18 protein-coding genes are annotated in these 17,428 nt (G+C 36.6%); all 18 read left to right on the forward strand.

All coding sequences use genetic code 11. The annotated features are described in order from the left end of the window. Positions 1-7 precede the first annotated feature (7 nt). Positions 8-886 carry a sugar phosphate isomerase/epimerase family protein gene (locus BM296_RS00710; protein WP_091900663.1) on the forward strand — a complete coding sequence of 293 codons (879 nt, stop codon included), beginning with the start codon at positions 8-10 and terminating at the stop codon, positions 884-886. Positions 887-910: 24 nt separating this feature from the next. Next, a complete protein-coding gene (locus BM296_RS00715) occupies positions 911-2,527 on the forward strand; it encodes a carboxylesterase/lipase family protein (RefSeq protein ID WP_091900665.1) in 1,617 nt (538 codons plus the stop codon). 134 nt (positions 2,528-2,661) lie between these two features. Next, positions 2,662-4,956, forward strand: coding sequence for a glycoside hydrolase family 3 protein (locus tag BM296_RS00720; RefSeq protein WP_091900667.1), 2,295 nt, complete (start codon positions 2,662-2,664; stop codon positions 4,954-4,956). A 207-nt stretch (positions 4,957-5,163) separates the two neighbouring features. Further along, a complete protein-coding gene (locus tag BM296_RS00725; RefSeq protein ID WP_245786947.1) occupies positions 5,164-5,670 on the forward strand; it encodes a hypothetical protein in 507 nt (168 codons plus the stop codon). A 288-nt stretch (positions 5,671-5,958) separates the two neighbouring features. After that, positions 5,959-6,765, forward strand: coding sequence for a class I SAM-dependent methyltransferase (locus BM296_RS00730; RefSeq protein WP_091900671.1), 807 nt, complete (start codon positions 5,959-5,961; stop codon positions 6,763-6,765). A gap of 15 nt (positions 6,766-6,780) precedes the next feature. Further along, on the forward strand, positions 6,781-7,590 hold the full coding sequence (locus tag BM296_RS00735; protein WP_091900673.1) for a DUF6090 family protein: 810 nt from the start codon (positions 6,781-6,783) through the stop codon (positions 7,588-7,590). Between the two features lie 32 nt (positions 7,591-7,622). Then, positions 7,623-8,477 (forward strand): CE1 family esterase, encoded by an 855-nt coding sequence (locus tag BM296_RS00740; RefSeq protein ID WP_091900675.1) that lies wholly within the window; start codon positions 7,623-7,625, stop codon positions 8,475-8,477. Positions 8,478-8,549: 72 nt separating this feature from the next. Then, a complete protein-coding gene (locus BM296_RS00745; RefSeq protein ID WP_091900677.1) occupies positions 8,550-9,230 on the forward strand; it encodes an NAD(P)H-binding protein in 681 nt (226 codons plus the stop codon). Positions 9,231-9,548: 318 nt separating this feature from the next. Next, the gene (locus tag BM296_RS00750; RefSeq protein ID WP_091900678.1) at positions 9,549-10,823 is read left to right on the forward strand and encodes a metal-dependent hydrolase family protein; all 1,275 of its coding nucleotides are present in this window, start codon (positions 9,549-9,551) and stop codon (positions 10,821-10,823) included. 140 nt (positions 10,824-10,963) lie between these two features. Continuing rightward, the gene (locus BM296_RS00755) at positions 10,964-12,724 is read left to right on the forward strand and encodes a serine hydrolase (protein WP_091900679.1); all 1,761 of its coding nucleotides are present in this window, start codon (positions 10,964-10,966) and stop codon (positions 12,722-12,724) included. Between the two features lie 246 nt (positions 12,725-12,970). Next, entirely contained in the window at positions 12,971-13,291 is a 321-nt protein-coding gene (locus BM296_RS00760) for an endonuclease domain-containing protein (protein WP_245786948.1), read from the forward strand. 311 nt (positions 13,292-13,602) lie between these two features. After that, positions 13,603-13,827: a hypothetical protein gene (locus BM296_RS00765; RefSeq protein WP_091900683.1), complete on the forward strand. Its 225-nt coding sequence runs from the start codon at positions 13,603-13,605 to the stop codon at positions 13,825-13,827. Between the two features lie 710 nt (positions 13,828-14,537). Next, positions 14,538-14,681 (forward strand): hypothetical protein, encoded by a 144-nt coding sequence (locus BM296_RS19350; protein WP_170861913.1) that lies wholly within the window; start codon positions 14,538-14,540, stop codon positions 14,679-14,681. A gap of 67 nt (positions 14,682-14,748) precedes the next feature. Beyond that, positions 14,749-14,949: a hypothetical protein gene (locus tag BM296_RS00770; protein ID WP_073240498.1), complete on the forward strand. Its 201-nt coding sequence runs from the start codon at positions 14,749-14,751 to the stop codon at positions 14,947-14,949. 12 nt (positions 14,950-14,961) lie between these two features. After that, on the forward strand, positions 14,962-15,282 hold the full coding sequence (locus tag BM296_RS00775; protein WP_091900685.1) for an HPF/RaiA family ribosome-associated protein: 321 nt from the start codon (positions 14,962-14,964) through the stop codon (positions 15,280-15,282). A gap of 2 nt (positions 15,283-15,284) precedes the next feature. Next, on the forward strand, positions 15,285-15,665 hold the full coding sequence (locus BM296_RS00780) for a hypothetical protein (RefSeq protein WP_091900687.1): 381 nt from the start codon (positions 15,285-15,287) through the stop codon (positions 15,663-15,665). A 304-nt stretch (positions 15,666-15,969) separates the two neighbouring features. Continuing rightward, positions 15,970-16,113 carry a hypothetical protein gene (locus BM296_RS19355; protein ID WP_177214902.1) on the forward strand — a complete coding sequence of 48 codons (144 nt, stop codon included), beginning with the start codon at positions 15,970-15,972 and terminating at the stop codon, positions 16,111-16,113. 343 nt (positions 16,114-16,456) lie between these two features. Continuing rightward, positions 16,457-17,314 carry a restriction endonuclease gene (locus BM296_RS00785; protein ID WP_091900689.1) on the forward strand — a complete coding sequence of 286 codons (858 nt, stop codon included), beginning with the start codon at positions 16,457-16,459 and terminating at the stop codon, positions 17,312-17,314. Positions 17,315-17,428 lie beyond the last annotated feature (114 nt).

The following is a 17,428-nucleotide window of genomic DNA, read 5'->3' on the forward strand; positions in this document are numbered from 1 at the left end:
AACAACAATGAAAAACTCAACACTCAACAACTTTTTAAAATGTTTCGTTCTCGCCATTTTCATGAGCGCTACATTAACGACCTATGCCCAAAAGAAATTTGGCGGTCTTGCACTTTATACGGTAAGAGATGACATGGGCACAGATGCTAAGGCAACTCTACAAGCCGTTTCAGATGCCGGTTATAAGAACATAGAAGCAGCTGGTTATGAAGATGGCAAGTATTACGGCATGACACCTACTGATTTTAAAGACCTATTGAAATCTTTAAAATTAAAACCAATAAGTACGCACCAAAGTGCGGTTACTCTTGACAATGCAGATAAAATGATGGCAGATGCAAAGGCTGCAGGTTTCAAATATTTTGTAGTTCCAATTCCACCGATGGGTATGTTTACTTTTAACCAAGAAAACAGAACAATGGGCATGACCGGTACAGTTGAAGATTTGGCTAAAATTTTAACTACACTTGGCGAGAAAGCGAACAAGGCAGGATTGAAATTATTATACCATAATCATGATTTTGAGTTCAAGAAAAATACTGACGGTATCGTACCTATAGATTACCTATTAGAAAATGTAGATCCTAAATTATTGAATTTTCAAATGGATTTATTTTGGGTAACAAAAGCTGAAGCAAACCCAATTGCTTACTTCAACAAATACCCAGGTCGTTTTAAAATATGGCATGTTAAGGATATGGATGAACAAGGTAGATTTGCACCAGTAGGTACAGGTTCTATAGGTTTCAAAAATATTCTTGATAACAAAGAACTTTCTGGCATGAAATACTACATGGTAGAGCAAGACATGACTTTTGAAGGTCTTAAGCCTTTAGATGCCATTAAAATTAGTCATGACGGACTTAAAGAAATAGGGTTTAAATAAGCAGTTAAAACTACAAGAAACATTATGAAAAATCTTATTCAATTAACGACTATACTAGTCGTTACGATATTCTGTACTTCTATTTCTGCGCAAGATGTGGTACTTACGGGATCACAGGTTCCTGCTACAAATACTAAATTCGGACAAATACGGGGTTATATCCATAATGATATTACTACGTTTAAAGGTATACCCTATGCACAGGCAAAAAGATTTGAAGCTGCCGTAAACCCTACAAAATGGGAAGGTATTAAAAGCACGACCATGTATGGTCCGGTTGCTCCTTTATTGAATCCTACTACTGCTATTCAAGATGAATCTGAATTCGTTTTTGATCATGATTGGGGATTTCCAAATGAAGATTGCCTTAGTTTAAATGTGTGGACACCTCAAGCAACTACCGCTAAAAAAAGACCGGTATTATTTTGGATTCACGGTGGCGGATTCACAACCGGCTCTAGTCACGAATTACCATCATATGACGGAGAGAACTTAGCTAAAAAGGGTGATGTAGTGGTCGTTTCCATCAATCACCGGTTAAATGTTCTTGGTTTTTTAGATTTATCCGCTCATGGCGAAAAATATAAGCACTCTGCCAACAACAGTATTCTAGATATGGTAAAGGCGCTAGAATGGGTAAAGAACAATATCGAAAACTTTGGTGGCGACCCTAATAATGTTACCATTTTTGGTCAATCTGGTGGTGGAGCCAAAGTAACTACCCTTATGGCGATGCCTAAAGCTAAAGGACTTTTTCATAAAGCTATAAATCAAAGTGGCTCTTTTAGAACGGCCATGTTAGAGAAAGAAGATACGCAAGCAATTGCCACAGAAACATTAAAGATTCTCGGTTTAAACACAACGAATGTTGACAGTATTCAAAATATACCTTTTGAAGTTTTAGCAGAAGCAAGTGGCAAAGCACTTAAAGTTGTAGGCGCACAAATGAAAGCGGCAGGCAAACCTGTTATTGGTTTCGGATTAAATTGGGGGCCTAGTAGAGATGGCACGGATCTTCCATATCAATTAAGCTCTAAAGAAGCGTTAGCAGTTTCTAAGGATATTCCTTTTTTAATTGGTACCGCAAAAAACGAGTTCGCCCCTTTTGCTAATATGCGTTTTGTTGGAGCTTCTGATGAAACCATCATGAAGCACATTAAAGATACCTACAAAGACAAAGCTGATGCCTATGTAAAAGCCGTTAAAAAAGCCTATCCAAACGATACAGAAGCAAAAGACCTTCTAGATGTAGACACCATGTTTAGACCTGGCGCCGTACAAGAAGCCAATGACAAATCTGGGTTAAATGGAGCACCCGTATATATGTATTTATTTACATGGCAATCTCCAGTTTTCGATGGTAAATATAAGGCACTGCATTGTATGGAACTTCCGTTTGTTTTTGACAATATAGACCTTGCCAATAAAATGACCGGTGGCGGTGAAGAAGCTCATCAACTTGCTGATAAAATGAGTAGCGCATGGCTAAATTTTGCAAAAACCGGTAATCCTAATCATGCTGGCTTACCAGAGTGGCCAGCGTATAACAGTAACAATACCGCAACGATGCATTTTGATGTTACGTGTGAAGTAAAGCCACAGCTGGATAAAGAATTATTCAGTATTGTTTTAGGCAATTAAATAGTTGATCCTATTTATTACGAATAAAAAAGCCCTGTCGTTCAGATAGTTAAAATGGTCGTTGGCAGCATTTCATTCTTTAAATAAACCCTCAACATTTAATTTCCTAGAATATCAATTTAACAAATAAATCAATGAAAAAAATAACTTTCAAATTTAGCGCAACTACCTTCATCATACTTTCTATGATGGCAAGTTGTAGTGAAAAATATACTTCTGAAGTTAAAGAAGGTATTACTATAGTTACAAATGAAGATGGTGCTACTTTAGGATATTCAACCGAATCTGGCGTTGCCATTATTGCGCAAGATAGATATGCGTTTAAAGATTTGAATAAAAACGGAAGCCTAGATAGTTATGAAGATTGGCGATTACCTGTAACGGAAAGAGCCAAGGATTTGGCAAGTAAGATGAGTCTTGAAGATATTGCGGGACTTATGTTATACAGCTCACACCAATCAATACCATCTGGTAGCCGTGGATATGGCTCTTCGGTATATAACGGAAAACCATTTGACGAAAGTGGCGCTGCTTCTAGTGATTTATCTGACGGGCAAAAGAAATTTTTAACAGACGATCATTTACGCCATGTATTGATTACTTCAGTTGAAAGTCCGGTAGTAGCTGCACAATGGAACAATAATGCCCAAGCATTCGCTGAGAGTTTGTATTTGGGTATACCGGTAAATACCAGTTCAGACCCAAGACATGGCAGTGATTCTTATGCAGAATTCAATGCCGGTGCAGGTGGCGCAATTTCTATGTGGCCCGGCACTTTAGGCATTGCCGCATCTTTTGATCCAGAATTAATGAAGCAATTTGGGGAAATTGGCTCTGTAGAGTATAGGGCTTTGGGTATTACAACTGCCTTATCTCCTCAGATAGACTTGGCTACGGAACCACGTTGGAGCCGTTTTGATGGTACTATGGGTGAAGATCCAGATTTGACTACAGATTTGGCACGTGCCTATGTAGATGGCTTTCAGTCATCAGATGGTGGCGATTGGGGAACACAAAGTGTCAATGCCATGATAAAACACTGGCCAGGTGGTGGTCCAGAAGAAGGTGGTCGTGATGGTCACTTTGGTTATGGTGCTTATGCTGTTTACCCAGGAAAAAATATAAAAGATCATTTACAGCCTTTTACGGAAGGGGCATTTAAGTTAAACGGACCTACTAAAATGGCTTCTGCCGTTATGCCTTATTATACCATTTCAGACGGTGAGGGTGAAGCGGTTGGTAACGGATTCAACAAATACCTTTTAACAGATGTACTTCGTGGAGAATACGGTTACGACGGTGTAATCTGTACCGATTGGGGCATTACAAACGATGTTAAGGCGGTTGACAAATTTGAAGGTAAAAGTTGGGGCGTAGAGACTATGACCATTGCAGAGCGTCATTATAAGGCAATTGCTGCAGGTGTAGATCAATTTGGCGGAAACAATGATATGGGACCGGTAATAGAAGCCTATAATATGGGCGTTGCCGAACATGGGGCAGAAGCTATGCGTACCCGTTTTGAAGCCTCGGCCGTTCGTTTACTGACCAATATTTTCAGAGTCGGACTATTTGAAAATCCTTATTTAGATGTTACCGAAACTTCTAAGATCGTAGGTAATAGCGAATTCATGAAAGCTGGTTTCAACGCACAATTGAAATCAATAGTGATGCTTAAAAATCAAAAAAACACTTTACCAATTAAAGATAAAAAGAAGGTGTACATACCACAACGATATGTTGCACCAAGTACCAATTGGTGGGGTATGACATCTGAAGAAAAAATGGTTGACCCTTACAATCTAGAGGTGGTAGCCAAATACTTTGACGTGGTATCTACACCAGAAGAGGCAGATTTTGCCCTAGTTGGTATTTATAGTCCAGATGGCGGTGTTGGTTATAACCGTAACGATCTAGAAAAAGGGGGCAATGGTTACGTTCCTATTAATTTACAGTATGGAGATTATACTGCAACTACTGCTCGTGAAGTTAGTTTAGCCGGTGGTAGTCCATTAGAAGATTTTACGAATAGATCTTATAAAGGAAAATCTGTTAAAACTATTAATACAACAGATATGCAATTGGTCAACGAGACGAAGAAAAAAATGGGCAACAAACCCGTTATCGTTTCCGTAAAAGTTTCTAAACCAATGGTTTTTTCTGAAATCGAGAAAAGTGCTTCTTCCATATTAATTCACATGGGCGTTCAAGACCAAGCCTTAATGGAAATTATTACAGGAGCTGCAGAACCTTCTGCACTACTCCCCTTTCAAATGCCTGCCGATATGTTAACCGTAGAGGCTCAATTTGAAGATGTACCAAGAGATATGCAGCCGTATATAGATTCTGAAGGTAATTCATATGATTTTGCATATGGATTGAACTGGAACGGAGTTATAGCCGATGAACGTGTAAAGGCATATAAATAATTACAATTACCAAACAACGGAGATTGCCCTAAGGAGATTTTTCTTCTTGGGGCTTTTTTTTAATGAAATAGTTTATCCATTCTAATTATCCTTTCAAATGTATAAGACATATTAAACCTTTCGATAAAAACAATGTCTAATTCCATTAGTATAGATGTTTCTATTTTTGCAGACAGAACAACAACCATTAAGAATTAAAAAATGAGAATGACTACAGGATTACGCATGAGAATTATTCACCGCTACTTAGGTTTCTTCCTAGCTGGTATTATGGCTATGTACGCCATTAGCGGAATTATCATGATTTTTAGAACTACCGATTTTTTAAAGAGCGAAAAAATAACGGAAAGACAATTGGACCCAAACTTGTCTGCCGGTGAACTTAGTGGTGCTCTTCGCATCAAAGGCGGCGTAAAACCTGAAAAAACAGAAGGAGATATCGTTTATTTTAAACAAGGCCAATACAATTCAAAAACAGGTATGGCCACGGTAAAAAAAATGGAGCTTCCTTTTATCTTGGATAAAATGGAGCACTTACATAAAGCGACCACCAATAGCCCTGTTTATTTTCTAAACATATTTTTCGGCTTGTCATTACTCTTTTTTGTAATTTCTTCCTTTTGGATGTTTATGCCCAAAACTACTGTGTTTAAAAAAGGTGTTTATTTTACTTTGGGCGGTATGGTATTGACTATTATTCTGCTCTTTGTGTAAATAATATGCAATAAATTATAGTTTAAAAGCCTCTATTTAAGGAAACTTAAATAGAGGCTTTTTCATTTTTTAACCACTACTACACTATAAAAGTAATTCAATCTTAGTATCTTGAAGATTATAAGTTAAAAATTACTTCCCCTACCACTTTTACCCAAACAGTTAAATAACAGCTACATACATAAAGCTGTCAGCTATCTATTTTCATATACACCAATATTTGTGTTGGTAAATGCTTTTAAAAGGTTCCCAAAAAATTTAAGTCAATAAATTTCTAAAACCATTACTATGAGTAAACCAAATAACAATGAAGTTCGTGAATATGAACTGGAAACATGGACAAGATGCGCTACCAGTTATAATGATACTTGGGCTACCTTAACCAATGAAACTTTACCATTATTAATAAGAAAAACGGATATTAAACCTACTAGTTCTGTATTGGATATTGGCTGTGGCGCAGGTAACTCTACTAAGAAAATTAGTGATTCTGGAGCTGACGTAATTGGAATAGATTTTTCCGAAAAAATGGTAGCGGAAGCAAGTAGTACGCATCAAAATATCACCTTTAAACAATCTGATGCAGAGAACATTCCAGTTGAAGACAACTCAAAAGATGTGGTGATTTCCAATTTTGTAGTGCATCATTTCGCAGAACCAAGTAAGGTTTTTAAAGAAATAAGTAGAGTTCTTAAACCAAATGGAAAATTTGCCTTCGCTGTTTGGGGAGCAAATGAAGAACAAAGTTCGTTAGGTGCTTTTTTTCAAGCCTTCTCTAATCATCACGAATTATCAGCACTGCCTCACGGTCCGTTATTCGGAGTTACAGATTTTGGAACTTATGACCAACTTGCAACTCAGGCGAATCTGAAAAATTTTAAACTAGAAAAGCTAGATACACAGTGGAAGATGGATTCGCTAGACCCACTTATAAATGGCTGTTGGGATTGGGGCAACCTGCATTTATTTCCTAAAGAGAAACAACAAGCCATTAAAGCTGATTTTATTAAAAATTGCGAGCCTTTTAGAAAAGAGAATGGATACTCATTTCCGCACTCAGCAATGATCGGGTATGCAGAAAAATATAGTTCTTAGCTTAAAAATATACCTATGATAAAATTCTTTCGGAAAATTCGTCTACAACTTATCTCTGAAAACAATCCTTCCTCTTCGACAGGTAGATTCAGTAAGTACTTACTATACGCCGTAGGGGAAATTATTCTAGTGGTTGTTGGAATATTGATTGCCTTGGCTATTAACAACTCCAATGAAAATCGAAAAAGTTTAGCGCAAGAACAGGTAATTCTAAAACAGTTAGCAACAGATTATAAAGCGAACCTTATTCAATTAGAAAATAAAATTGAAATGAGGCGTAGACTAATCGCTGAAAGCTTAAATGTTCTGGACATTACCGCAAAAGACAAAACTATAAGTGAAGATTCACTTTCTGTAATTTTCGCTACTTTTTTTATGGATCCAACTTTTGACCCCATAGAAAATGATGTGATGAATTCTGGCAATATTAAATTGATACAAAATGACTCACTGAAACAAGCTTTGTCTCACTGGACATCGGACGTTAAAGCCTATTCAGAATCTGAACATATACAACATGACCATTACATTTCCGAAATAATACCTTTTATGAAAGAAGTAGGTATTATGCGTAATGCAAACCACGTTTTTTGGAGGGCACAAGAACTTAGAATGGGATTTTTGGATAAGGGTAAAAACGACAAAATTTCAACCATCGGTAAAAGCCAAAAACCAATAGCTGTGGATGCTATTTTAAAAGACCCAAGATTAGAAGGTCTAGTCACCTTCATTTTTACATTTTCTCAAGTTTGTAATTTAGAGGGACAAACACTTAAAGAAAAAATGGAAAAAATTATTGAAATTCTTGAAAGTGAGATTGAATAGATAAGCACATTTGTCATAAAAAAACTTTGGTAATGAAGCACCTACTTAAAATCATATTGACCTTAATCATGTGTCCACTACTCTATTATTCTTGTAATAAACGACTCTACACCTCAACGTTTCATCACAACAAAATAGACCGTGAATATTTCCTTTATATTCCTGAAAAATTACCAGAAAATGCACCGTTAGTTTTTGTGCTACATAGTTATGGGCGTTACGCAAAAGACCATATGCAGAGCCTTCAATTAGATAGTCTTGCCGAAGTACACAAGTTTGCTGTCTGCTACCCACAAGGCACTTTAGATGTTAATACAGGCCAGCCCTATTGGTCTGGCGGGCTAGGTTCTACATCTATTGATGATGTTGGCTATTTAACTGCACTGGCAAAAGAGCTACAAACCACTTATAAACTAGATACAGATAGAACTTTTACGTGTGGCATTTCTAATGGCGGTTTTATGAGCTATATTTTGGCTGCAGAAGCTCCAGAGGTATTTAAAGCTGCAGCTTCTGTAACGGGAACTATGACAGGGCGCGTTTGGGACACCAGAAAAACAATCTCCAAACCTATACCTATTTTACAGATTTCCGGAGTAAAGGATAGCGTTGTTCCTATCGACGGCAGCATGTCTACTGAATACGGATGGGGAGGTGCTCCACATATGGATTTGGTAATGAACTTTTGGAGTACATTTAATCATTGTACTAAAATTGACACTTTGACTATTTCAAATACTATTGATGCCTATCACTACAAAACGTGTATAAACGACAATGAAGTCTGGTATTATAAGTTGAAAGAATTTGGACACGATTTACCTACTTTAGAAAATTCGGGCATTAATGCCAATGAACTGTTATGGGAGTTCTTCAGTAAGTACTAAATTCAATCTGTCTTTGAAAATTGGTTAAGAGCGCTATAAATTATCGACTTTAGCCTAAGATAAAAATAGACCATGACTTTAGAATCCAATCAAGTATCAGTTGTTATGTTAGGGGCAAGTGGTGCAGTAGGTACAGAAGCCTTACATACACTTCTTCAGTTAAAGAATATTAAGCAAATTACCTTGTTGGGCAGAAGTCCTATTTCGAATATTACTGCAAGCAACGTGCAACAGCATAAAATAGATATTGGTGATGCTAGTTCTTACCAGAACTTTGTACAAAATAATACCATTGCAATTTGTACACTTGGGGTTGGTCAGCCTTCAAAAATCAGTAAAGAAGATTTTATAAAAATCGATAAAACCGCAGTATTGGATTTTGCGACGGAATGTAAAAAAGCCGGAGTGAAACATTTTGAATTATTGGCATCGGTAGGTATTAGTTCTACCTCATCATCTTTTTACCTCCGTACTAAAGGCGAGTTGGTAGAAGAGCTAAAAGCTTTGAATTTTGACCGACTAAGTATTTTTCAACCTTCTATGATATTAACGCCCAACAATCGCTACGGTATTGGGCAAGCAATTACCTTGAAAGTATGGCCATTGTTAAAACCGGTATTACTTGGAGGTTTAAGAAAGTACAGAGGTGTTCCCGTGAGCATTTTAGGGCAAGCCATGGCAAAGAATATCTTGAGAGATGGTAAAGGGCATGAAACCCTTCAATGGGACGATTTTTATGCTATCAGTACATAAATCAGCAAAAATCATATCTTAAACCAAAACACCATTTAGAACTTAATTATGGTATTAAATTTATAAACCTAATATTAAATTAAAACGCTCTTTTCTGAATTTCAATATCATAAGAAAAATACCATCAAACTTCTGTATCTTGCAGTAGACCAAGCTAAGTACACTCCCCTACCACTTTAGCACAATTAATAAATAAAAATTCTGAAACTATTATTCGCAATCCTTTTGGGAAGAAGTGAATGCTTGTTAGTTTTCATATTCAAAATATTTAGTATTAACCTAGCCCAATAAAAGGCTACAAGAACCAAACTACCATTTATGAAACATTTTTTACTGTTATTCCTATTTGTAACCACATCCATCTCAATTCATGCACAATCTAAACTGATAAAAGCAGATTCGTACTTAGATGTCAGAACCGGAAAATTAATTTCTCCTGCTAATCTTCTTATCGAAAACGGACGTATTAAAGCCATTAACCCAAAGGCACTTCCCGAAGGTATTGAAACAGTCGATTTAACAGGCAAAATATTATTGCCAGGTCTTATGGATATGCATGTGCATTTAGACGGTGACTTTACTGGTAGCTGGGATTATGTGTATAAAGAAAGTGCTAGCCAAGGTACCGTTAGGGCTGTGGTCAACGCAGAAAAAACATTAATGGCCGGTTTCACTACCATAAGAAGTATAGGGCAATTACACATTACACCCGAGCTTATCGATGTTGCCGTTTCCGAGGCTTCTGATAAAGGGATGATCGCTGCACCTAGAATTATTCCTTCGGGACATATGATTTCTATTAGTGGCGGACACGGAGATATTTCTCTTGGTCTTGCCGAGGGATTAGTGACTGTTGGTCCTAATGACGGAATCATCAACGGAAAATATGATGCCATCGAAGCGGTACGCTATCAAATTAAGCACGGAGCAAAATTCATTAAAATGCATGCCACGGCAGGTGTACTTTCTATGGAAGATGCCATTGGCGCACAACAATTAAGTAATGAAGAAATGAAAACCGTTGTAGACGAAGCTGCAAGACATCACATTAAAGTAGCTGCCCATGCACATGGTACCAAAGGTATTAAAGAAGCTATTAGAGCTGGCGTGTATTCTATTGAGCACGGTTCTATAATAGATGATGAAGGCATCCGGTTAATGAAAGAAAACGGTGTTTACCTAGTACCGACAAGAGGACTCGCTACCATAATCGAGCCTATGATCGACAAAATGGATCCTGTTATGGCCGGTAAAGCTAAATATGTAATGCCTATTGCCAAGCAAAACCTTAAAAATGCCATTAAAGCAAACGTCAAAATTGCCTTTGGTACAGATACGCCTATCATCCCTCATGGAAAAAATGCTATTGAATTTGCGGCATTAATGGAATGTGGCATGAATTCTATGGAAGCTATACAAACAGCTACCACCAATAGTGCAGAAATGTTGGGGCTTACGGATCGTGGTGAGCTAAAACAAGGGTTACTAGCAGATATTATTGCCGTAGATGCAAATCCTATTAAAGATATATCCACTTTAGAGAATGTAAAATTTGTTATGAAAGACGGAGTCATTTATAAGAATGAAAAGTAAATAACCTCGGGGCAAGCCCGCGATACATTGTATTGAAAAATAATTAATATTTCGACCCAATCGTCGCGGCATTTGAATCTCGATTATCGAGTAGAAGCCACTTGTTGGTACTATAGTCAATCAATTAAAAAACGAACATCATGAAATCATCGCATCACATTTTAATCAGAACACTTCTTTTAGGCTTTTCCGTAATATTATTTTCAGGTACTGTAGCATACGGCCAAACGAAAGCCGAACAGATAGATGAACTTTTAAAAGAATATCTAGCCTATTCTAAATTTAATGGTTCTGCTCTAGTTGCCAAAGATGGAAAGGTCATTTTCAAAAAGGGATATGGCATGGCGAATATGGAATGGGATATTCCAAACAACCCCAACACCAAACATCGCCTAGGCTCTGTGAGCAAGCAATTTACTGCCATGCTTATTCTACAATTGGTAGCCGAAGGTAAACTAGATCTGCAGGCACCTATTACTAACTACTTGCCAGAGTATCCAAAAGAAAACGGAGACAAAATTACCACCCATTATTTATTAACCCATACTTCTGGTATACCGAACTACACGTCATTTCCCGATTTTTTCAAAGACGTAAGTAGAGACCCGTACACCCCAGAAGAGTTTACTACAAAGTTTCAAGATATGGAACTAGAGTTTACTCCCGGCGAAAAGTTCAATTACAGTAATTCCGGTTATTTTTTATTGGGAGTGCTTATTGAAAAACTATCCGGTAACACGTATGAAGAAATGCTAGACGAGAAGATATTTTTTCCATTAGGTATGAAGGAATCCGGATTCGATCATCATTCCGACATCCTAAAAAATAGAGCAACAGGTTATGAAAATAATGGAAACGGATTTATCAATTCCCCTTTCCTAGATATGTCTATTCCGTATGCTGCAGGATCGTTATACGCTACCGTAGAAGATTTATACCTGTGGGACCAAGCATTGTATACCAACAAATTGTTATCCCAAAAACATATGGATATGTATTTTAAACCACACACACCCGCTTTCGGTAGTTTTCATTATGCCTACGGATGGATGGTTGGTAATGAAGCCTTAGGTAACACAACCGATAGTATAGCAGTAATTACCCATGCTGGTGGTATTAACGGATTCAATACACAAATTTCAAGACAGCTTTCAGACAAGTCATTGATTGTGCTTTTAAACAATACAGGTGGTGCCCCATTAGGTAAAATCACGCAATCTATACTTGGTATCATAAACGATAAAAGTTACGACCTCCCTAAAACTCCTTTAGCATCTAAACTTTTAGAGGTCATAGCATCAAAAGGTATTGATGCAGGGGTTGCATATTTTAATAAAAATAAAGACAACAAAGATTTTGATGTCAATGAAAATGAAATGAACCAAACGGGATATCAACTATTGAGATCGGACAAAACCAAAGAAGCTATTCAAGTTTTTAAACTGAACGTAGACGCGTATCCAAAATCTGCCAATGTATATGATAGTTATGCCGAAGCATTAATGAAATCTGGCGATAACAAAGGTGCTATTGAGAACTATACAAAAGCGGTAGAAATGAATCCTGGTAATGAAAATGCCATAGATATGCTTACAAAATTAGGTGTCGATACCAGTAACTTAACAAAAGTGTTCGAAGTACCAGAGCCACTATTAGAAAGCTACATAGGTGTCTATGAATTAATGCCCACTTTTAAAATTACCATAACCAAAGAAGGCAAGCAATTAAAAGCACAAGCAACAGGGCAGCCGATGTTGGATATTCTCGCCAAATCGAACGATACTTTTTACTTAAAAGAAGTTGCTGCTCAAATTCAGTTTATTAAAGATGAAAACGGAGCAATTGAAAGTTTAACTCTATTTCAAAACGGGCAAGAAATGAATGGTAAGAAGGTGGAATAGTGTGAGATTATTTAGTCTTATCACCCATCCCTAGCCCCTCCCAAGAGGGGAACAACTAGCGTCTTTAATTAAAATATAATCTAAGAATAATTTTATGAAAACAGAAGTTTCAACTAACTCTAATTTCGCAATCAATAATGTACTTCTCCCCTCTTGGGAGGGGATTAAGGGGTGGGTCTTACGATGAGAAAGATTATTCCATACAACCTAAATTTAGTTGAACTCGCTAGAATACTAAGAAACAACATGACTCTTGGTGAAATTGCGCTATGGAGAGAGATTAAAGGTAAAAAGCTAGGTCAAAAATTTAATAGACAAATTCCTATCGATCAATATATAGTTGATTTTTATTGCAAAGATCTTCAACTCGCAATAGAAGTAGATGGTAGTATTCACTTTAAAGAAGGACACGAGGAAAAAGATAAGAAAAGGCAAGCACGCTTAGAATCTCTAGGAGTACATATGCTCAGGTTTTCAGATACTGATGTGAAGAATAATTTAGATTTTGTTTTAGAAGAGATTAAAGTAATAATTGAGAAATTAGAACAAACAAGAACCCACCCCTAGCCCCTCCCAAGAGGGGAACAGCTAGTGACTTTAAATAATTTTTTTAGATAAAACAGACGAAATAGTTCTTTTAAAAACGCAATTCCCCAACAACCAAAAACTCGCAACCAAAAACGAAAACCTCCCCTCTTGGGAGGGGATTAAGGGGTGGGTGCTGCGATGATGAAGATTTCATTGAACATACTAACTCAAAAGAACCCACCCCTAGCCCCTCCCAAGAGGGGAACAGATAGTAACTAAAATTGAATAATTGCAGACCTATACCCTTTACCTCACCCAACACTGGTATCTTGCATGTATAAACTACCCTTATGAAAATCAATTTACTGACTTGTGATGCTCAAAGACCAGATAGAAGAGCGATAGCGAAATGCATTACAGAATTATCATCTAATGTTAGCGATTCGCTTGCCAATGAACTTACAGATATTCTTTTAGAAGGTGATGCAGTAGCTATTGAAGTAAGCGATAAGAATTCTGGTTCAGCTTTAAGGGCTTTGCGAAAGCTGAGTATAGATTATGAGATTATAGAATAAGGCGTTCTACATTCAGCTCTTGTTAGCTTGTTCGTTATAAGTACTCTTGTCACTTCGGGTGAACTACGAGGTACGAAGAGTTTGTATCGAGAAACATTCGTGTACCAAAGGGTTCTCGATACAATTTTAAGTTCCCATTGCATTACAACTTAAAACCACTCGAACAGACGATGCATATTCAATTCAATAAATGTTAGCCCTTTCGTTCTAAGTAACATTGTCACTTCGAGTGAATTTTCGAAGATTGTTAAAATTTGTATCGAGAACTCGTTTGTCACCATCTCCCAACTTGCCAAAACCCAAAATACCCACCCCTAGCCCCTCCCAAGAGGGGAACAGACCGTGACTGTGATTAAGCTTATTAGATTAAGACCACACAACAGCACCAAACTGCGCAATGGCACCTTTAGGGTTGGGTGAGCGGGGCATTGCAAAAACGCAACTCCCCATCCACCAAAAAACCCACAACCAAAAACGCAATTCTCCCCTCTTGGGAGGAGATTAAGGGGTGGGTGCTACGATACTGAAGATTTCATTAAACTCCCTAACCAATTTCTTCTCAAGATTATTCCACTAAAAGCTTAGCAGAAATTAATAGTATCTATCCCTAAACAGTACCTTCTCAGCATAACTTCTTGAGTTTAAGATAGTATTGGTAAAGTTCAAGTATTAAAGCTGTATACTATGAATGAACAATTAAAACAATAGATATGGGAATGATTAAGGATAGAAAGAAATTCAATAGAACAAAAGAGCAAACCAATCCAACGAATCCGACCGGTAATACCAATCAGCTGAACAAAGAATACAACATTGATAAGCCGACCATAAAAAAACAACAAAAAGATAAATGATAATGGCTATAAAAAAGTGCTATAACAATCCCTTTTAAAAAATATAATAAGATTAAAATCAGAAGAAATGGAATCACAAAATGATCTTAATACTAATATTCGATTAACAACCATAAAAATACAGGAGGAACATCCAGAACTGGTTAAATACATAAATGAAATACCACGAATCTTTTTTAAAGATGAAGAAGAAGTAAATAACAAAGCGCTAAAAGGATATTTAGATTCCCTAAATATGATACTAGAAACCTATTCAGAAAAACACTAAAAAACTATACATATGACAATCCAGATAAATACAGACAAAACCATTAATGGAGAAAAAAGAAATGCCGATTTTTTTTCTTCTCAGATTAAAGAGGCATTACAAAGGTTTGAGTCTCACATTACCAGAGTAGAGGTTCATTTAAAAGATGAGAATGGAAGAAAAGACGGATTCAATGATATCTCGTGTCTGCTAGAAGCAAGAATAGAGGGCAGAAATCCCATTGCGGTTTCTAATCAAGCAGATACTATGGATCAAGCCGTAAAAGGTGCTATCGATAAAATTAAAACTGCTATAGAAAGTATTCTTGGTAAAATTCAAAAACAAAATCATTAGATATGAAAGCAAAAAGTAATTTAGGTATTTGGATGGATCACTCCATCGCTAATTTAATTGATATCGATGCAAGAAAAGAATGTGGATCTATTGCATCTAGTTTTACATCAGATACAAAGGAAGATGCATTGAACAGGAGCGAAAACCTTATGCATAATAAAAGACAGCAAATGAATGAAAAATTCTATGACACAATTGGAGCTCAAATTTTAAAATATAACCATGTGCTGCTATTTGGACCAACAAACGCAAAAGTAGAATTGCACAATTATTTGAATAAAGATTCACATTTTAAGAATATTAAGATTGATGTAGCATCATCAGACAACATTACAGATAATGAACAAGTAGCTTTTGTAAAAAATCATTTTGCTAAAGTTTAGAATTCTGATAGAGCAATAGTAGTTGTACAAACGGAAGCGCCCAGCAACCAAAACCCACAAACAAAAACGCAACTCTCCCCTCTTGGGAGGGGCTAGGGGTGGGTGCTGCGGTGCACTAATTTCAACTGCAAACGCAGCTCATTATATTCTCTTTACCCCCCTCTAATTTTTCTGACAGTTTTACGGAAACCCGTAAGAAGTTATGCAAAGTACTTTATAACTTGTGATATCGAGTAAAGTATAATTTGAAATAAACATTTTACTGAAAGAATTAAACAATTATTAAATCTAAAAACAGACAATTATGGCTAAATCTAGCGGAATGAAAAATGCACCAAGTACAACTGGAAATAAATCTGGAGGTGGAAGAAGTAACGCACCAAGTAAATCTAGTGGAAGTTCTAATGGTTCTTCTTCTACATCGAAAGGCAGCTCAAAAGGAAAATAATTAAATATGCACGATAAGTTTTACTTATCGTGCATTTAAATAACAACCAAAAACGCACATCTCCCCTCTTGGGAGGGGATTAAGGGGTGGGTGCTTCTGTGCACTAACTTCAATTGCAAACGCAGCTCGTTATATTCTCTTTACACCCCCTTTATTTTTCTGACAGTTTTACGGAAACCCGTAAGAAAATATACCGTAAACTTCTTTATATTGCAGTACCAAGCTAAGTATACCCCCCTACCACTTTAACGGAAATTATATTAATAATTATTACATATATACCTCAATATTGAGGAGTATGCGTAATTGTACATATACCGATACGTTGCCACCAATTTGAAAAATGAACTGGAAAAAATACGAAAAGGAAATATTTGAAATTTTCAGAAATGAATATCCAGATGCCGAAATAACTCTCGATGCGAAAATTGTTGGCAGATATTCCAAAAGAAGCAGACAAATTGATATTCTAATTGAACAATATGTTGCAGGAAATAGATTGAGAATTGCAATAGATGCAAAGTTTTTTAATAAAAAAATAGATGTAAAGACCGTTGAAAACTACATCTCTATGTTAAATGACATAGAAGCACATAAAGGACTTTTGATTACGAATGTTGGATATTCACAGACTGCTTTAAATCGAGCTTATTATGACCCGACTGACATAGAACTTGACATTTTGAATTTTGCCCAGTTAAAGGAATTTCAAACAGAATATGCTCTGCCCTTTGCCGGAAATAATGCTGTTGACCTATTCGCACCATTCGGTTGGATTATAGATGCTAGAAGTTGTCCCAATTGGTTAGCTACGCTTTATCAAAGAGGTGCTGAGTTTGATGTTGAAATGGACGAATGGATGTATGTAAACTTTTGGAACAGAAAAGAAAATGATGACACCGTTGATGACTTATTAAAAATTCAAAAAGACGAATTTGAACAAGGTAATTATGAGGTTGAAATCGAGTATTTAAATACAATAAAAAGAAAAGACTCTAAAGTTGTTTTAAGAAAGGTCAAATACAAGAAACATCCAATTCCTGAATATACTGGATTTGTGGAATTTGAGGATTTCATATTTTTTATTGTTATGTTTTCACCTGTCGAACTATCTAACAAAAATATAAGGAAAATGGAAAATATTTTGACCACTATAACACCTAGGAGAATTGAAATAAAAACTGGTGGCAACAATGTATAACCGCAATTACGGCGGATTCGACTACGTCCGAATCCACTCGGAATTGCTAACGTCTGTGCTAAACCGAAAATTAACGCATATAAACCCGTAACTGACGGTTATACGAGACCGTTG

Origin of the sequence: Maribacter stanieri (assembly GCF_900112245.1) — a bacterium.
GTDB classification, from domain to species: Bacteria; Bacteroidota; Bacteroidia; order Flavobacteriales; family Flavobacteriaceae; genus Maribacter; species Maribacter stanieri.

What these genes read in the sequence shown, in the direction of transcription:
- BM296_RS00720 (WP_091900667.1), top strand. Translation starts at nt 2,662, where the DNA reads ATGAAAAAAATAACTTTCAAATTTAGCGCAACTACCTTCATCATACTT.
- BM296_RS00740 (WP_091900675.1), top strand. Translation starts at nt 7,623, where the DNA reads ATGAAGCACCTACTTAAAATCATATTGACCTTAATCATGTGTCCACTA.
- BM296_RS00755 (WP_091900679.1), top strand. Translation starts at nt 10,964, where the DNA reads ATGAAATCATCGCATCACATTTTAATCAGAACACTTCTTTTAGGCTTT.
- BM296_RS19350 (WP_170861913.1), top strand. Translation starts at nt 14,538, where the DNA reads ATGGGAATGATTAAGGATAGAAAGAAATTCAATAGAACAAAAGAGCAA.
- BM296_RS00785 (WP_091900689.1), top strand. Translation starts at nt 16,457, where the DNA reads ATGAACTGGAAAAAATACGAAAAGGAAATATTTGAAATTTTCAGAAAT.
- BM296_RS00715 (WP_091900665.1), top strand. Translation starts at nt 911, where the DNA reads ATGAAAAATCTTATTCAATTAACGACTATACTAGTCGTTACGATATTC.
- BM296_RS00750 (WP_091900678.1), top strand. Translation starts at nt 9,549, where the DNA reads ATGAAACATTTTTTACTGTTATTCCTATTTGTAACCACATCCATCTCA.
- BM296_RS00710 (WP_091900663.1), top strand. Translation starts at nt 8, where the DNA reads ATGAAAAACTCAACACTCAACAACTTTTTAAAATGTTTCGTTCTCGCC.
- BM296_RS00730 (WP_091900671.1), top strand. Translation starts at nt 5,959, where the DNA reads ATGAGTAAACCAAATAACAATGAAGTTCGTGAATATGAACTGGAAACA.
- BM296_RS00770 (WP_073240498.1), top strand. Translation starts at nt 14,749, where the DNA reads ATGGAATCACAAAATGATCTTAATACTAATATTCGATTAACAACCATA.
- BM296_RS00780 (WP_091900687.1), top strand. Translation starts at nt 15,285, where the DNA reads ATGAAAGCAAAAAGTAATTTAGGTATTTGGATGGATCACTCCATCGCT.
- BM296_RS00765 (WP_091900683.1), top strand. Translation starts at nt 13,603, where the DNA reads ATGAAAATCAATTTACTGACTTGTGATGCTCAAAGACCAGATAGAAGA.
- BM296_RS00760 (WP_245786948.1), top strand. Translation starts at nt 12,971, where the DNA reads ATGACTCTTGGTGAAATTGCGCTATGGAGAGAGATTAAAGGTAAAAAG.
- BM296_RS00745 (WP_091900677.1), top strand. Translation starts at nt 8,550, where the DNA reads ATGACTTTAGAATCCAATCAAGTATCAGTTGTTATGTTAGGGGCAAGT.
- BM296_RS00775 (WP_091900685.1), top strand. Translation starts at nt 14,962, where the DNA reads ATGACAATCCAGATAAATACAGACAAAACCATTAATGGAGAAAAAAGA.
- BM296_RS00725 (WP_245786947.1), top strand. Translation starts at nt 5,164, where the DNA reads ATGACTACAGGATTACGCATGAGAATTATTCACCGCTACTTAGGTTTC.
- BM296_RS00735 (WP_091900673.1), top strand. Translation starts at nt 6,781, where the DNA reads ATGATAAAATTCTTTCGGAAAATTCGTCTACAACTTATCTCTGAAAAC.
- BM296_RS19355 (WP_177214902.1), top strand. Translation starts at nt 15,970, where the DNA reads ATGGCTAAATCTAGCGGAATGAAAAATGCACCAAGTACAACTGGAAAT.